Here is a 17000-nt window from a genome sequence, read left to right as displayed (position 1 = left end):
AACTCGTTGCCTCAATTGAGACCCTAAGTAAACCCCAGTTCTACAAATATTTTTCAAATTAAATTTTCCTTTTGTTCAATTAGTTCGTATCTACACTATTAAAAAACATTGTAAATCTCGCCAATTAAGTAATCATTTAATTTACTTCACATTGTATTCTTTTTCCTATTTTAACACACTTTATGTATAAAATCAAAATTTTCTCTTGATTCGATCAAGAAAATACCATTTGTGTGTTTTTATTGGACTATAAATTTGTACTAAATAAAAAATATAATTACATTTTATAGCACAAGGAAAAAGAAGGGGAAGGTGATAATCGATAATTAATGGTAGTGACTTTGTATATAATATTTTGTATACCGTCTTTTTTATATGGGGAGATTGTTGTATAATTTTAGAGTTAAGTCAGGATTTGAACTGTATTAAAAGGAGAAGTTTTACAGAGGATATAAGGAGAATAAATATGAAAAAAGAATATTACTCATACAATGAGGAGATAATACAAAATATAGAACCGGGAAAGATCCATATCTTTCCTAAGTCGGTAGATAAAAGTTTAGCTAAAGAAAGATATATGGAGAGTATGGAAAAAAATAAAGACAATGAAGGTCCCAATATATTTTTGAAACAGCCAAAATTTATGGGATTAGGAGAGTTTAAAACTAACTTGTTTTTAAGTGACGAGATGGTGTTAAGGGAAGAGAAACAGGTGATAGCCTTTTACAGGTCGTTGAGCTCCAAAAACAGAAAGGAATTAGGGGTAGAAAGTTACTACGATGTAATCGACATTGCCGCTAATTTTTTAAATTTCTTTAAACTGTTGAAGGAATATAGGTTAACAGAGGTGAGAGACCTCAGGAAGTGGCAGAAGAAGATATATGATACATTTTTGGATATTGAAAAAAATTATATAAAATTTTTGTCGGATAAAAATTATACTGATCCTACTTTTATAATAAAGGATGAAAACTATAGTTCTAAAAGTCTGGATGGATATAGGGATATAGTTATATATAATAAGATCCATTTTACCCCGTTGGAAAAATGGGTAGTTGAAAAATTAGAGAGTGATGGATTTATAGTAACTCTAAAATTACAGATGGCTAAAGAGGATTTTTGTGAGGAAACGTTGGCTATAAAGGATGTAAAAATAGGGGTAGCTAATACCACTAAAAAAATAGAAGTTTATACTGTAGATGATGAATTTACAGAACTTTTAAAAGTTTTGGAGATACAAAAAAAGATTAAAAATATGGATGATAAAAATAGAGGTATTAAAATTTTTGATGCAAATAACGATAACTACAAATATAACAATTTTTTTAATGAAACCAGGTATATATCGGATCTCCCTATCTTTTCCCTTTTGGAGGGGCTGCACAAATTATTGTCTACCCTGGAGGAGATAGAAGGGGAATTGGCTTTGGAACTTTACACTGTTGTGGATATTATAAAAGGAGATGAGATCTCTAAATACTATAAGATCGTACCTGAGGATTTTGATAAATTCAAGGTTTTGGTGAATGAAGGTTACAAATATTTGACGAAATATGTTATAGCAGAAAGACTTGGAGATGAAAACTTTATCTACAGGATATTCGAAGATATAGAGCAGATGAAAACCTACGATAACTTAAAAAAATGGACTGAAGAACTTACTTTTTCTACTGAACAGCTGGAAAAAGTATTGGATGGAAGTGAAAATATCGGGAAGTATTTTGAGGCTCTCAGTGAGATAGAGGTTATAGAAGACCTGGATGTGGTAGATGGCTGGAAAAACTTTTTTGGACAGGGAAAAACAGCAGAAGGATTGCTGAAATTGATATTAAAATATTTAGAGTTTAAGGAGATATCAGGCAATTTGGATACGATATTAAGGAAACAAGGGCTCGAAGAGATAAAAACTACAAGGAGTAAAAACCTTTTATTGATGAATATTTCAGATAGTTTTATACCCCAAAATAAACAGAATACATTTTTATTTACAGAGCAGCAGAAAAAAAACTTAGGTGTAAAAGGTGTGGATGAGATAAGACTAGAAGAGAAATATAATTTATTCAGGGCTGTGATGACCAGTGAAAACTCTACTATATTAGCTATAAAAAATATGGGTTCAGACAGTTCCCTTTCTCCGTTTGTGGAGGAACTCCTGGGACAATTTAAAGTAAAATCTAAACATTTGAAGCAACCCTTGGAAAACTACTTAGAATTAATAAGACCGGACTCTAGAGTAGAAAATATAGAAGATGATGAAGAGTTGTTTGAGGGAGAAAAACCTACTGAGATGAAGTTTGAAACGGAAGAATTACAAAACCCATTTGGGATAACAGCATATATGTGTGATGAGTTGTTTAACTGTAAATATAAGATGTATCTCAGATATTTGGTGAAGCTGAATAGGGAGGAGCTTGAGGTGGAGAGGGATCTCACACGTCGGGAATATGGAAACCTTGCCCATGAACTATTTGAGGCAGTGTTAAAAAAAATAGAGTTGACCAGGGATTATTCCTTGCTGAAAGAAGGCGGGATAGAAGTGGGGATAGTTATGGGAGTCTTAGAAGAGTTGGTAGGCAGCAGAAGATTGAAATTGCCGAGGTTAAATGAAAGGTATTATAGGGAGATCATCTATAAAAATTTAGCTGACAGTGTGGGAGAATTTTTTAGAAAGATCTCAAAGGAGCTACGTGGTAAGGAGATAAAGGGACTTCTAATAGAGGAACTTTTGAAGGATGATATAAAAAATAAAACTATAGGTATTGTAGGGAGAGCTAAGGCAGACTTTATAATTAAAACCGATAGAATGGATTATATTATCGACTTTAAAACTGGAAACCTGAATGAAAGGCAGCTGGATTTCTATAGTATCTTACATGCAGGAGAGGCAGACCTGACAGAAAAATATATATTTAATGTGGATAAGGGAAGTTTGGAAAAGAGTAAAAAAATCAAGTTGGTAAAAGATGAAATTGGCAAGAATAAAATAGATCCTGATGGGAAGGAAAGGAAATTAGGGGTTTTGGAAATAGAACTGAAAGAATTTTTGAACTCAGGAATTTTTGAGAGGAATAAAACAAGTAAGTGTGACAGATGTGAATATCTAGATATCTGTAAGGTTGGTGAATTAGATGAAAACAAGGGACAATAAGAATAAAAAAGTAGTGAAAGCCAGTGCAGGAACAGGGAAAACTTACAGACTTGCCATAGAGTATATATCTAGAATATTGTTGGGTGAGGATTACAATGAGATATTGTTTATGACCTTTACCCGTGCAGCTACAGCAGAACTCAAGGTCAGAATCTTTGAATTTTTAGATGACCTTAGTCAGGGGAATAAAGAATTAGAAGAAAATATTAAAATATTATATCCGGAAATTGAGATAGATACAGACAGGATAAAAAAAGTGAAAACCGAACTTTTATTAAATAAAGATAAGATAAGGATCTATACAATAGATTCATTTATTGCCCAGATCTTTAAAAAAGCTATCGGACCGTCACTCAATATCTATACTTATTCTATGAGTAATACTGTGGAAGCTGAGGAGATCTATGGTGAGGTATTCAGTCGTATTATAAAGGGTGAGGAGTTTCATAAAATAAAGAAATTTTTGGAAAAAACAGCAGATAGAGAGGTAGAGAAATATATCGATCTCATAAAAAAAATATCTGAGGAGAGATGGAAGTTTGCTCTGATAGGAAAAAAAGAGATAAGTGATGATACGGATAGTATAAAAGCTGAATTGTATAGAAATATAGTGAGAACCTTTGAATTGGTTGATGAACTAGTGACAGATCATGGTAAGGTCTATGAAAAGGTTTTGGCCAAAGCAGGAAAGATCATAGAGGAAGAATTTCATGGTATTTTAGATGATAAGGAGAGATTGATTACCCTTATATTGGAGAAAAGAAAAGACTTTTTAGAAAATAAAATTATTAATGGGACTCAGATGGGAGGGAAAGCCAGAGAGCATATAAAGGCTCAGGTTTTGGAAGTCCAAGGTGAGATCCATAGGTTACTGGAAAGTATAATTTTCATTGAAGAGGTCGTTCCCTATGAAAAAGATATATTGGAGATAGAGAAGATAACCAGGTCTATCTATGATGATATAAAATTCAGGGAGAAGAAATTTACTTTTTCCGATATAACCAACTATACCAGTGAATATATGGTAGAAGAAGACCTGGACCTTGTAAATGGTGGTATAGTCACAGATAATTTTTATGAGATAATCGGAGGGAAGATCTCAACTTTATTTTTGGATGAGGCACAGGACACCAGTGTATCCCAGTGGAGGATAATTGAACCTATCGCTAAGGGGTGCGACAACATAATTATTGTGGGAGATGAAAAACAAAGTATCTATTCGTGGCGTGGAGGTGACAAGGGGTTATTTCTTAGTTTTGACAGAATCCTAGGAGCTGGGACTGAATCACTGCCAACAAATTATAGAAGTGAAAAAAAGATAATAGATTTTGTTAACTTATTTTTTGATCATGTTTCTAAAAATCATCATACTAAAAATGAAGATGACAGGTGGGAATATAAGGAAGTTAAGTGCTGTAAAAAAGACGATAAGGGATTTGTAGCAGTGATGGTAGACTCTGAAATTCATTCTGAAATTGCCATAGATATTAAAGACAGGTTCGCAGATAGAGGTACAGATGGAAATCCTGATTATAGAGGAATAGGAGTAGTCGGGAGGAAAAAGAAGGATCTCAGTAAGATAGGAGATAAGCTAAAAGAGTTGGGGGTCCCATATATAATGGAAAACAGCCTTTCTATTGTGCAGCACCCCTGTGTGGAGGAGATACTCCGATTATTCAATTTTTTTATTCATAATGATTTTATGTCACTGGTGGAGTTTTTCAGGAAAACCATTGAAGTGGGAGAGCAAGATCTTAAATATTTACTGAATAATAGGGGAAACATACTGAAATATCTATTGATTGAGAGTGAAGAGATAAAAAATGAAGATATAGAAGAAGTCGTTATAAAAGAAAATTTGAGAATAGAATTGAATAGAATAAAAAAAATAAAAGAGTTGCCCTATGGAAGAATGGGAAGGGGCATAGTCGAGGAATATAACTTTGCAGAAACTTATGGTGCTACAAGGGATATAAAAAATATCAACTTTTTCTTGGAACTTATGGAGGAATATGATTATCTGTCTGATTTTATGAGTTTTTTGAAGATGAACAGTGATTCCAATGGGTTGAAACAGGTGGGAATATCTGAACTAAACTCTGTAGTTTTGATGACGATCCATGGATCTAAGGGTTTGGATTTTCATACAGAATATATGTTTTTATCAGATAAGGGATCAAGCTATAAATTGACTGGATATTCAGATAAGGGGATGCAACATAAAGTCCAGCTGTTGGCTAAACTGGATGAAAATTATGAATATATAGAAGACTATCTATTTACTAATTCGATCTATAACAGCGCTATAAAAAAAACAGAGATATATGAACATAGCGAACAAATATTTTTAGATGAAGAGATAAATACTCTCTATGTAGGGATGACCAGACCCCGTGCAAATCTATTTTTATGTATTGAGCCTACAAAAACTACTAAGAAAAAGGAGGAGATATTTGTACTTAACAACGACATCCTAATAACTCCAATTGAAAAATATTTTGATGTATCCAGAGAAGTCCTCTTAGAAGGTGGAACCCAGATGCTGGGTAAATTTATCCCCTATGAGGAAAAAATAGACGATGACAGCAGGGATGAAATTTTTTATATAGAACCTGATCTATATAGAGATGCTGTGGTCCTAAAAGTTCGTGGGGAAAGAGAAGACAAAATCAATCAAAAAAATGAAAACCCCATAGAACATAGTGTAGAAAAAGAATTAAAGAGAAAATCAGGTCTGGCTATCCATTATTATTTAGAAAATATAGAATATGCTGGATTGGAGGAGAAAAAAACAGCTAAACAGATGACGCTGAATAAGTATAGTAATATGCTGGGAATTGAAAGAACTCGAAAGATAATTGAGAGAGTGGAAAAATTTATATCTAAAAATTCCGGAGTTTTTCATAAGAGATGGACTATTTTTAAGGAGTTAGAGTTGGTTACTTTTGAAAAAGAAGAGGTCGATAGAATAGAAATAACTAAAAGAAAGACTCACATCATAGACAGGCTTAACTTGGATGAAAAAAAGAAGGAAATAGTCATCTACGACTATAAATCCGGGGTATCTATGGACGATGAACAGTTGAAACGATATGAGAGGGTTATCAGGGAAAAGGTAGGAGATGAATACAGTATAAAGACTGAGTTTTTAAAGTTAGATTAAATAAATAGAAAATAAAGTTGACTTTATATAACTTTTAAGATACTATATAAATAGTAACAGGGAGCTGACAATTTCAATTGGAAATTAGTAAGATTCGCTGTATCAAAATTTACGGAGGTAACACACATGTTAAAAGGAACAGTTAAATGGTTTAACGATGATAAAGGATTTGGATTTATTTCTGCTGAAGATGGAAATGACTACTTTGCACATTTCTCTCAAATCAACAAAGAAGGATTCAAAACTTTAAAAGAAGGCGAAGAAGTAACTTTCGAAATCACTGAAGGTGCTAAAGGTCCTCAAGCTTCAAACATCGAAACTGTATAATTATATATATTTGAAATGTTTAAAAGTGGTAGATTTTCTACCACTTTTTTTAGTTTTTGAATAAAATTAAAGAAGAATTTTTTATTCATTTTATTTTCTTTACTAAATTAATAAGGGAATTGAAAAAAAGGGCTAAATATGATAAAATGTTATATTGTTTTAAGTATCGAAAAAAATGGTTATAAATAGAAATAAATATTGAAAAACACCAAAAATATAAGTAACGAATATTCAAAAGTTGATCGTAAAGAAAAGAAATAAAAAAACTTCAGAAAGGAATTCTTAATGTTTTTTATTTTTAGTTTATAAATAAATTTATATATCAAAGCTTTTAAATTACAGAGTAAAATTTTAGATACTTTGGTGATTATCTTTACGGTTACTTTGTAATGGGAAAAGTAGGAGGAAGAGATGTTATTAAAAGCAAGTTTGATGATAGTGATAGGAGCATTAATTGGGTGGATAACAAATTATTTTGCAATTAAGATGTTATTTAGACCATTGAAAGAGATAAATATATTAGGATTTAAAATCCAGGGGCTTATTCCAAAAAGAAAGATGGAGATGGCTGAAAGTATAGCTGATACTATCCAAGAAGAATTAATATCCATGAAGGATATAACTGCAAATATTGGGGATATAGAGCTAGGAGAAGAGATTGACCTAATTGTAGACAGAATTGTAGAAGATAAATTAGAAAAAGAGGTCTTGGCAAAGATTCCAATGGCAAGCTTGTTTATAACCGACAGTATGATATTGAAGATTAAAGGTCATATAAAAGATGCTATCGATGAAAATAAAGACGAATTTTTTACAGTAGTGATAAAAAAGATGGAAGACAGTGTAGATATGAAAAATATAATTATCGAAAAAATTGAAAACTTTGAGTTGGATGAATTGGAAAAAATGGTATATAGAATAGCAAATAACGAATTAAAGCATATAGAGATTATAGGAGCGATCTTAGGAGCTGTAATAGGCGGAATACAATTTGCAATCAGTATGTATATATAGACGAATAGGGGTATTTTATGGATGAAAGACTGTTGTCGGCAGCTGAATTTGGTGGGGAAATAGAAGTACAGAGAAATTTAAGGCCTAAAACTTTAAATGAATATATAGGTCAGGACAGGTTAAAGGAAAAAATGGAAATATTTATGACTGCTTCTAAGAACAGGAATGAATCTATGGATCACACTCTTTTATATGGGCCTCCCGGATTAGGAAAGACTACTTTGGCAGGAGTTATAGCCACAGAGATGGGAACTAATCTAAAGGTAACCTCTGGACCTGTTTTGGATAAAGCAGGAGATTTGGCAGCAATTTTAACATCTTTAGAGGAACAGGATATCCTGTTTATAGATGAAATTCATAGACTGAATACATCGGTGGAGGAGATTCTTTATCCGGCTATGGAAGATCGTGAGATTGATATTATAATAGGTAAAGGACCTACAGCGAGGTCTATCAGGATAGAATTGCCAAACTTTACTTTGATAGGAGCTACAACCAGAGCAGGGCTGCTCAGTGCACCTTTGAGAGACAGATTTGGTTTGGTTCACAGGATGGATTATTATTCTACCGATGATCTTTTGAAGATCATCATGAGGGGAGCTAATATATTAGAAGTTGGTATAGAGCCTGAGGGAGCTTTGGAAATAGCTCTTAGAAGCAGGGGAACTCCCAGAATAGCCAATAGATTCTTAAAGAGAGTCCGGGATTATGCTGAGATTCGTGGCGATGGAATAATAACTTTAAAGATAGCTAAAGAAGCTTTGAGTTTATTAGGAGTCGATGATTATGGATTAGATGAATTAGATCGTGAAATAATCTTGGCTATCATAGATAATTATGGTGGTGGACCGGTAGGAATTGAGACACTGGCTCTTTTATTAGGAGAGGACAGGAGAACTTTAGAGGAGATCTATGAACCGTACTTAGTAAAGATTGGATTTGTAAAAAGAACCCATAGGGGAAGGGTTGTAACCCCAAAAGCATATAAACATTTTAATAAAAAAGAAAAAACGGAGGAAAACCTATGAAGATAAGCACGAGAATAAGATATGGGCTAAGAGCCGTTATAAATATAGCAGAAGGAAATTTAAGTGAAAATAGACTGGTAAGAATAAAAGAGATATCCCAAGATCAAAATATATCTGTTCAGTATTTAGAGCAAATTCTTTTTAAATTGAAGAAGAAAGATATAATTAAGGGAAAAAGAGGACCTAATGGGGGATATAAGATTACTAGAGCACCTGAAGATATTACAGTACTTGAACTCTATGAAATCTTAGATGAAGAGGTAAGGGTAGTGGACTGTAATGAAGGGAATAATCAAAGATGTATCAAAGAAGATTGTAGAACCAGTTGTTTGTGGTCGCAATTAGATAATGCATTGAAGGAGATTTTAGGAAAAACTACTTTAGCAGATCTTATGAAAAACAAGGATATGATATAGTCCATGATAAGTGTATTTGTAGAAAAAGAAAATATAAAGGGAAATATAGTTGAGATAAAGGATAAAAAAGATATCAATCACCTGAAAAATTCATTTCGTATGAGTGTAGGAGATGAAATCAGAGTAGTTGATGGTGAAAAAGAGTATAGGTGTGAGATACTTTCATTGGAAAAGAAAGAAATCTTAGGTGAAATAAAGGAAGTTTTAGAAGATAATTATTCAACTTCTGTAAAGGTGGATATTGCCTTAGGACTGTTAAAAAACGACAAGATGGACCTGTCTATACAAAAATTGACGGAGATAGGGATAAATAAAATTATTCCTATGAAAACCAAAAGAACAGTTGTAAAAGTAAAGGAAAAAAAAGATAAATGGGTTGTAGTATCTACAGAAGCCTTGAAACAATGCCAGGGAGTAAGAAAAGTAGAGATAGCTGAACCTACTAATCTAAAGGATATTAATTATGAGGATTATGATCTGGTATTCTTACCCTATGAGGGAGCTAATGGAAATAAGATAACCAACTATGATGGGTTGGATAAATTAAAAAAAATCTTATATCTTATAGGTCCAGAGGGTGGATTTGATGATTCAGAGGTAGAGTTTTTACAAAGAAAAGGTGTGAAAATAATTTCTCTGGGGAGAAGAATACTGAGAGCGGAGACAGCAGCTATAGTAGCAGGAGGAGTAATTTTAAATGAAATTTGGTAAGAGAGTAGCTTTTTATACTCTAGGATGTAAAGTAAATCAATATGAGACTGAGAGTATAAAAAAGCAGTTTTTAGAAGAAGGGTATGAAGAGGTAAGTTTTCAAGAGAAATCAGATTATTATATAGTAAATTCATGTACTGTAACCAGTATAGCTGATAAAAAAACTAGAAATATTTTGAGCCGTGCAAAAAAGCTAAACGAAAATTCTATAGTTATAATAACGGGATGTTATGCTCAGACTGACGGCGAGAGTCTTTTAGAAAAAGATTATATAGACTACGTTGTGGGAAATACTAATAAAACTGATATCTTGAAATTAGTAAGATCGATAGATGAAAAAAAAGAAACAGAAAAAGTAGTTTCTCATAATATATTTGAAGATCATGAATATTGCGAATTAGAATTTGCCACAATGAGAGAGATGAGTAGAGCTTATGTAAAGATTCAAGATGGGTGCAATGAATTTTGTTCTTACTGTAAGATCCCATTTGCCAGAGGGAGAAGCAGAAGCAGGAAATTAGACAGTATTCTGACTGAGATCAAAATATTGACTGGAGAAGGGTATAAGGAAATCATCTTGATAGGTATAAATATGGGTGTCTATGGTGAAGATTTAGAAGAGGGAAAAAACTTTGAAGACCTATTAGAAGCAGTTACTGCAATAGAAGGTGTAGAAAGAGTAAGGCTTGGATCTATCTATCCAGACAAGATAAATGATAGATTTATAGATATTATGGCAAATAATTCTAAAATGATGCCGCATCTGCATATCTCTCTCCAGTCTTGTGATGATGAAGTTCTGAAATTAATGAAGAGGAAATATGGAACGGAGCTCGTAAAAAACAGGTTATTAGGGTTGAAAGAAAAAGTGAAAGGCCTGGAATTTACAGCAGATGTAATCGTAGGATTTCCACAAGAAAAAGATGAAAACTTTCAAAACACCTACAACTTGATAGGGGAAATTGGATTTTCAAATCTTCATATCTTTCCATATTCTGATAGAGAAAATACTGTAGCCAGTAGATTACCTGGTAAGGTAGATGGAAATGATAAGAAAAACAGGACTAAAAAGCTAGAGAGTTTGAGAAAAGAGATGGAAGACTTATCGAAGGAAAAAAATGTTGGTAAGAAGACAAAGGTATTGGTGGAAACTATAAAAGACGGTTATGCTTACGGATATACAGAAAACTATCACAGGATAAAAATGATAGATTCCGGATATAAAGTAAGTGAGATAGTAGAAGTAGAAATATATTTAGAAGAGGGGAAACTTTATGGCAAAGAGACAGAAAAAATCTAAATTATTGAGCATTATAATATTTCTTGTGATAACTCTAATAGGTTTATTGTATATGAATATTAACAATAATAACAAAAGGATAATAGATATTCCGAGATATATGGTTATTGGAAAAGAAAATGTATTTGTTGTGTATGAAGATAAATTATCATTGAGTATACCTTTTGATATCCAGCTAAACGGAGAGAAAACTATAGCAGATTTGAATAAGGTAGGTAACTATCGTGGGATCATGGATGGAATAAATGAACTTCTTCCAGAAAAGGTAGATAGTTTTGAAGTGGTAAAAAATGGTGAAGTCAGATTAAACGTAGCCTATAAATATAATGTCCCGGAAGTTGTGATAGAAGATAAAAGGTATGTATTAACTTCTAATTTAAATTCATTGTTCATGAAAAAATATTATAAATCTAATGGTAAAACTGCGGAAAATGTAATAGTGGATGTATTGAATGGTAATGGAAGATCTGGATATGCAGGTAGAACAGGAAAGAAGATAGAGGCTGCACTTTCGTACAAATATAATGCCGCTAACTATGAGAGGGACAGTGAATATAGTTATATAATCAACAAAGATTTACAAACTCATCAAATAGAAGATTTAATTATGAGTTTAGACGAAAAATATATTAAGATAAAATCAGAATTAGATCTGCCGACTCTGGCTAACGCTGTGATAATTTTAGGAAAAGAGGAAAATATACAAACTAAAATTAATATCCATGGTACAGACAAGGTAACTGGATCTGCTAAAAATATTTTGGCAAAAGACGGGTATAAAAATATCTCTACAGGAACTGAAAATGGTAATCTAACTGTAGTAGAATATAGATCAGAAGACTACTATATAGCCTATAAGATAGCTAAGAAATTAGGAATACAAAATATGGTAGAAAGTAACAGTGGAGAAAATAACATAATTAATGTCTACATAAAAGAATAGGGGGAGCTATGTTAGAAAAGTTGGAAAAGATAGTTGAAGCTATTGAGAGTAAGAAGGGAGAAGAATTAATAATCCTTGATTTCCAAGGGAAAAATTCTCTATGTGATTATGCTGTGATATGTACAGGATCATCTAATAGAAATATAAGGGCTATCTCAGAGGAAGTAGAAGTTAAATTAATGGAATTGGATGAAAGAAGATTGCATATAGAGGGACAGGATGAAGCTCATTGGATATTGATCGATGGGGATGATGTAATGATCCATGTTCTAGATCAAGAGACGAGAGATCTATACAGATTAGAGGAGTTATGGGGATATGCTAATGTGGTTTTTCCTAGATTAGATGCTTAATTTTCTTATTCTGGTTTTAATCTTTTTAGAAAACTCTTTGGTAGTAACTTTTCCTTATAACATAATAGCACTACCGTATTTAACATACTTAGCTTATAAAAGAGGTAAAAATGGGATATTTGAGGTTATATTAATCTGCCTGATAATATCTAAGGACAAAAATGTTTTGACAGAACTATGGATTATTTTTGTGATTATATTTATGATAAGTTATTTCTTATCTAAGGTATTAGGATATGAAAAGATAAATATAGTTTACTATAGTTTGATACAATTTATTATTTATGGAACATATTTATATATAAAATTGCCATATTTTCATCCCTATCAAGGGGTAATTATGTTTGGCGGATATCTGCTATTTAACTATAGTTTTATAAAAAAATTAAGGAAAAATATATGAAATTAAAAAGAAAAATGCTGTCGGTAAAATTAAAAAGGTCGGAAAAAGGAAGGGGAGAGAACTTCTTGATAATAGTTGCAATAATATATAGTTTAATTTTTGCCCGACTTTTTTTTATGCAGATAGTAAAAGTAGAAAAATATAAAAAGATGTCTAATAAAAATAGTATTAAAGTGAAGAGGATAAACGGTTATCGTGGTAAAATATACGATTCAGAGGGAAAGCTCTTAGTAAATAATGAAGCTGGATACAGATTAGTTTATCTAAATGAAAGAAAATATGATGAGAAAAAATTGGATGAAATGTCAAAACTTTTGGGATACGATAAAGAAGTAATAGAGAAGAGGATAAAGTATGGAGAGATCTATAATTATACTCGAGAAAATGTTATTTTTGATGATATCTCCAAAGAAAGAGCTCATAAGATAATAGAAAAAAATTCAGATTACCCATATTTAGAAGTTCAAATTTATTCTAAAAGAAAATATCTTCATGATTCCTTAGGATCTCATATTTTGGGGTATGTAAGGAACGTTTCCTCAGATGAGTATGAAAAGATGAAGGACAGTGGGTATAAAAAAGATGATATAATAGGAAAACAGGGAATTGAAAAAGAATATGAACCATATCTCAGAGGAGAAAATGGATATAGATATATTGAGGTAAATGCACATAATAGGTTTGTTAAAACTTTAGAGGAGAAAAATCCTAAAATAGGAGATGATATCTATCTCACTGTAGATTTTGATCTTCAACAGAAAATAACTGATTATATGAATAAAAGAAAGATGAAAGGTGCTTTCGTCGCTATAGAGCCAAAAACAGGTAGGATAATAACTATGGTAAGTAATCCTGAGTATCCACTGAATACAATAATTTCTAGGATGACAACTAAGGAATGGGATGACATCATGTTTAATAAAGACAGGCCTTTAGAAAATAGAGCTATAACAGGTAGATATCCGCCAGGCTCAATATTTAAAGTTTTATCGGCCCTTGCTTTTTTAGAGGAAGGAATGAATCCCAATGAGGAGTTCTTTGATCCTGGATACTACCAAATAGGTAAATGGAAGTGGAGAAGTTGGAAAAGAGGGGGACACGGGTATACAGATCTGTCCAAATCTTTGGTGGAATCTGTAAACTATTACTACTATAGAGCAGCAGACAAATATGGAAGAAAGAAGATGCTGGAAGTGGCAGATGCCTTTGGAATAGGTAAAAAAACAGGAGTAGATATACCGGGAGAAAAACCAGGACTCCTGCCAGATAACGATTGGAAAAAAAGTAAATTAAAGGAACCTTGGTATACAGGGGATTCTATAAATTTGTCCATAGGACAGGGATACTTATTGGTAACCCCTCTTCAAATGGCAAAAGCTTATTCGATATTAGCTAATAAGGGGTATACTTATACTCCCCACTTAGTTGAAAAAATAGTAACTGAAGAAGGAAAAATAAAGGAAATAAAAGGTGAGAGGGAGGAAGTAAAGTACAATAAGAGGTATATGGAAGAGATTAAAGAAGCCTTGGTACAAACTGTAGAAGCTAAAGATGGAACAGCAAAAAGATTGAGGACAGAGGGAGTAAGGGTGGCTGCTAAAACCGGGTCAGCTCAAAACTCAAAATATAAGAAGCCTCATTCTTGGGTTTCAGGCTATTTTCCAGCTGATAAGCCAGAAATAGCGTTTACAGCTTTTATAGAAGGTGGAGGTTCTGGAGGTAAAGATGCAGCCGAAGTAGCCAAAATCTTTGTAGATGCTTATTTAGAAAAGGAAAAAAATAAAAAATAAGGGCAAGATAAAGGTTACTCTTAAATTAAGAGAGTTATGTTATTGTTAAATTTTTGAGAGAAAGTAAAGAAGCTCTTTCTCAAAAGTTAAGGAGGAGAAAAATGAATACAACGGAAAAGGTAGAGATGAATAAATCTTTATCTGATAATCCTGTAAAAAGAGTCAAAAGTTTTTTTAAAAGACCTAAAAAAACTAATGTTGAGACTGTGGAAAAATCAGAAACTGTAGAAGTGAAAAAAGATGCAGTAGCAAAAGATTCGATAAAGGATATAAAGCATAGAAAAAAGGTACATAAAGGACCTAAAAAAATAGTTACAAATGATAAGACTGCTCCTAAACCTAAGAAAAAAGAGGAAAAATTATTCGTTATACCTCTAGGTGGTTTAGACGAGATAGGAAAAAATATGACTTTATTTCAATATAGAGATGAGATCGTAATAATAGATGCAGGAATAGCATTTCCAGATGAAGCATTACCGGGAATAGATGTAGTAATTCCAGATTATAGCTATATAGCAAGTAATAAGGACAAGATAAAGGCACTTTTAATCACCCATGGTCATGAGGATCATATCGGTGGGACGCCATATCTTTACCAGACTATCGACCATAATGTTCCTATGTATGGTGGTAAATTAGCACTGGCTTTAGCAAAATCTAAATTTGAAAAATCATCTTTTGGTAAATTTACACCTAAGATGAAGGAAGCTCGTGGAAGAAGTAAATTTAAGATTGGAAAATATTTTGAAGTAGAATTCATAAGTGTAACTCATAGTATAGCAGATGCATACGCTATCTGTATAAAAACACCAGCTGGAAAAGTACTTCATACAGGAGACTTTAAAATAGACTTAACACCAGTTGACGGTGACGGAGTAGACTTCAGCAGGTTAGCCAGATTAGGAGATGAAGGAGTAGATCTTTTACTTTCAGACAGTACAAACTCGGAATTAGAGGGATACACTCCATCTGAAAGAAGTGTAGGAGAATCTATAAGAAAGGAATTTGAAAAAGCTACTGGAAGGGTAATAATAGCTTCTTTCGCATCTCATATATATAGACTACAGCAAATTGTAAATGAAGCTCATAGGGTTAATAGAAAGATTGCTGTAGAGGGAAGAAGTATGGTAAAGGTCTTTGATATTGCTTCTAAATTAGGATATTTAAAGTTACCAGAAGGAATAATGGTAAGTTTAAAGCAGATTGAAAAATTACCAGATGAGAAAGCAGTGCTGTTATGTACTGGAACTCAAGGTGAGCCATTGGCAGCCCTATCAAGAATAGCTAAAAATATGCATAAGCATATCAAGATCAGAAAAGGCGATACAGTAATAATATCTGCAACTCCAATTCCTGGAAATGAGAGAGCAGTTTATAACAACATAAATAACCTGTTAAAAAATGATGCAGATGTTGTTTTCAAAAAAATAGCTGGTATCCATGTATCTGGACATGGAAGTCAGGATGAGCAGAAATTAATGCTTAACTTAGTTAGACCTAAAAACTTTATGCCTGTACATGGAGACTATAAGATGCTGATAGCCCATAAAAAAACAGGGATGGAGACTGGAATACCTGAAGAAAGAATAATCATAGCTACAAATGGAAGCAGAGTTGAGGTAACAAAATCTTATGCTAAATTAGCAGGGAAAGTAACTTCTGGAATAACATTAGTAGATGGATTAGGAGTAGGAGATATCGGTAAGATAGTTCTTAGAGACAGACAGCAACTAGCTGAAGATGGTGTAGTAATAATAGTACTTACTATCGATAAAACAACTGGTAAATTATTAGCAGGACCGGATATAGTTACTAGAGGATTTGTTTACTCTAAAGATGCAGATATCATGATCAATGAAGCTAAGGTAATCATCAGGGAAAAAATAGTGGCTCTAAAAGAAGAGGATGCTAAAAATTGGTCAACTTTAAAAACTATAACAAAAGATACAGCTAATAAATTCTTCTATGAAAAGATCAAGAGATCACCGATTATCTTGCCAATAGTAATGGAAGTTTAGTAAAAATAGGATTTTAAAATAAAAAATATAAGGGTAGTATATCTTACTGCCCATTAATTAAAGTAGAGGACGGTAAAAAATGAAATTAACAAGTAAAAAAAGAGCATATTTAAGAAAAGTAGCACATGACATGTCACCATTAGTAAGAGTTGGAAAAGATGGATTTAGTGAAAATATAGTAAAGAGTATATTGGATGCAATTGAAAAGAGAGAGTTAATCAAAGTAAAAATATTACAAAACTCTGAGGTAGACAAGAGAGAATTAGCTGCTGAATTAGCTGAAAAAAGTGGTTGTGAAGTAGTAGGAATAACAGGAAGAATTATTACTTTATACAAAGAAAATAAAGATCATCCAGTAGTATCTGAAGATCTTAGAAGAATATAAC

The 17000-nt window shown here is 32.5% G+C and carries 13 protein-coding genes and 1 pseudogene; all 14 read left to right on the top strand.

What is annotated here, in order from left to right; all coding sequences use genetic code 11:
• Positions 1–466 precede the first annotated feature (466 nt).
• The 14 genes and pseudogenes from NRK67_05645 to yhbY all read left to right on the top strand — a co-directional run bounded on the left by NRK67_05645 (position 467) and on the right by yhbY (position 16999).
• On the top strand, positions 467–3148 hold the full coding sequence (locus NRK67_05645) for a PD-(D/E)XK nuclease family protein (protein ID UUV18993.1): 2682 nt from the start codon (positions 467–469) through the stop codon (positions 3146–3148).
• A complete protein-coding gene (locus tag NRK67_05640; protein ID UUV18992.1) occupies positions 3129–6311 on the top strand; it encodes a UvrD-helicase domain-containing protein in 3183 nt (1060 codons plus the stop codon). Before NRK67_05645 ends, NRK67_05640 begins: the two co-directional genes overlap by 20 nt.
• Before the next feature lie 126 nt (positions 6312–6437).
• On the top strand, positions 6438–6638 hold the full coding sequence (locus tag NRK67_05635) for a cold-shock protein (protein UUV18991.1): 201 nt from the start codon (positions 6438–6440) through the stop codon (positions 6636–6638).
• 411 nt (positions 6639–7049) lie between these two features.
• Positions 7050–7652 (top strand): DUF445 family protein, encoded by a 603-nt coding sequence (locus NRK67_05630; GenBank protein UUV18990.1) that lies wholly within the window; start codon positions 7050–7052, stop codon positions 7650–7652.
• Between the two features lie 17 nt (positions 7653–7669).
• Positions 7670–8747 (top strand): annotated as a pseudogene (ruvB, locus tag NRK67_05625) (Holliday junction branch migration DNA helicase RuvB).
• Entirely contained in the window at positions 8683–9096 is a 414-nt protein-coding gene (locus tag NRK67_05620; GenBank protein ID UUV19883.1) for an Rrf2 family transcriptional regulator, read from the top strand. The pseudogene ruvB and the gene NRK67_05620 overlap by 65 nt, the downstream one beginning before the upstream one ends.
• A gap of 3 nt (positions 9097–9099) precedes the next feature.
• Positions 9100–9807: a 16S rRNA (uracil(1498)-N(3))-methyltransferase gene (locus tag NRK67_05615; protein ID UUV18989.1), complete on the top strand. Its 708-nt coding sequence runs from the start codon at positions 9100–9102 to the stop codon at positions 9805–9807.
• Entirely contained in the window at positions 9794–11107 is a 1314-nt protein-coding gene (gene mtaB / locus NRK67_05610) for a tRNA (N(6)-L-threonylcarbamoyladenosine(37)-C(2))-methylthiotransferase MtaB (protein UUV18988.1), read from the top strand. Before NRK67_05615 ends, mtaB begins: the two co-directional genes overlap by 14 nt.
• Positions 11082–12050 (top strand): LytR family transcriptional regulator, encoded by a 969-nt coding sequence (locus tag NRK67_05605; protein UUV18987.1) that lies wholly within the window; start codon positions 11082–11084, stop codon positions 12048–12050. Before mtaB ends, NRK67_05605 begins: the two co-directional genes overlap by 26 nt.
• A gap of 8 nt (positions 12051–12058) precedes the next feature.
• A complete protein-coding gene (gene rsfS, locus NRK67_05600) occupies positions 12059–12403 on the top strand; it encodes a ribosome silencing factor (protein ID UUV18986.1) in 345 nt (114 codons plus the stop codon).
• Positions 12396–12806: a hypothetical protein gene (locus tag NRK67_05595; GenBank protein UUV18985.1), complete on the top strand. Its 411-nt coding sequence runs from the start codon at positions 12396–12398 to the stop codon at positions 12804–12806. The genes rsfS and NRK67_05595 overlap by 8 nt, the downstream gene beginning before the upstream one ends.
• On the top strand, positions 12803–14596 hold the full coding sequence (mrdA, locus tag NRK67_05590; protein ID UUV18984.1) for a penicillin-binding protein 2: 1794 nt from the start codon (positions 12803–12805) through the stop codon (positions 14594–14596). The genes NRK67_05595 and mrdA overlap by 4 nt, the downstream gene beginning before the upstream one ends.
• A 101-nt stretch (positions 14597–14697) precedes the next feature.
• Complete coding sequence (locus NRK67_05585) at positions 14698–16614, top strand: ribonuclease J (protein UUV18983.1); 1917 nt, start codon at positions 14698–14700, stop codon at positions 16612–16614.
• Positions 16615–16693: 79 nt separating this feature from the next.
• Positions 16694–16999 (top strand): ribosome assembly RNA-binding protein YhbY, encoded by a 306-nt coding sequence (yhbY, locus tag NRK67_05580; GenBank protein UUV18982.1) that lies wholly within the window; start codon positions 16694–16696, stop codon positions 16997–16999.
• Position 17000 lies beyond the last annotated feature (1 nt).

The sequence above is a fragment of the Fusobacteria bacterium ZRK30 genome, from assembly GCA_024628785.1.
Lineage (GTDB): Bacteria > Fusobacteriota > Fusobacteriia > Fusobacteriales > Fusobacteriaceae > Psychrilyobacter.
This window is presented reverse-complemented; position numbering and strand designations above follow the sequence as displayed.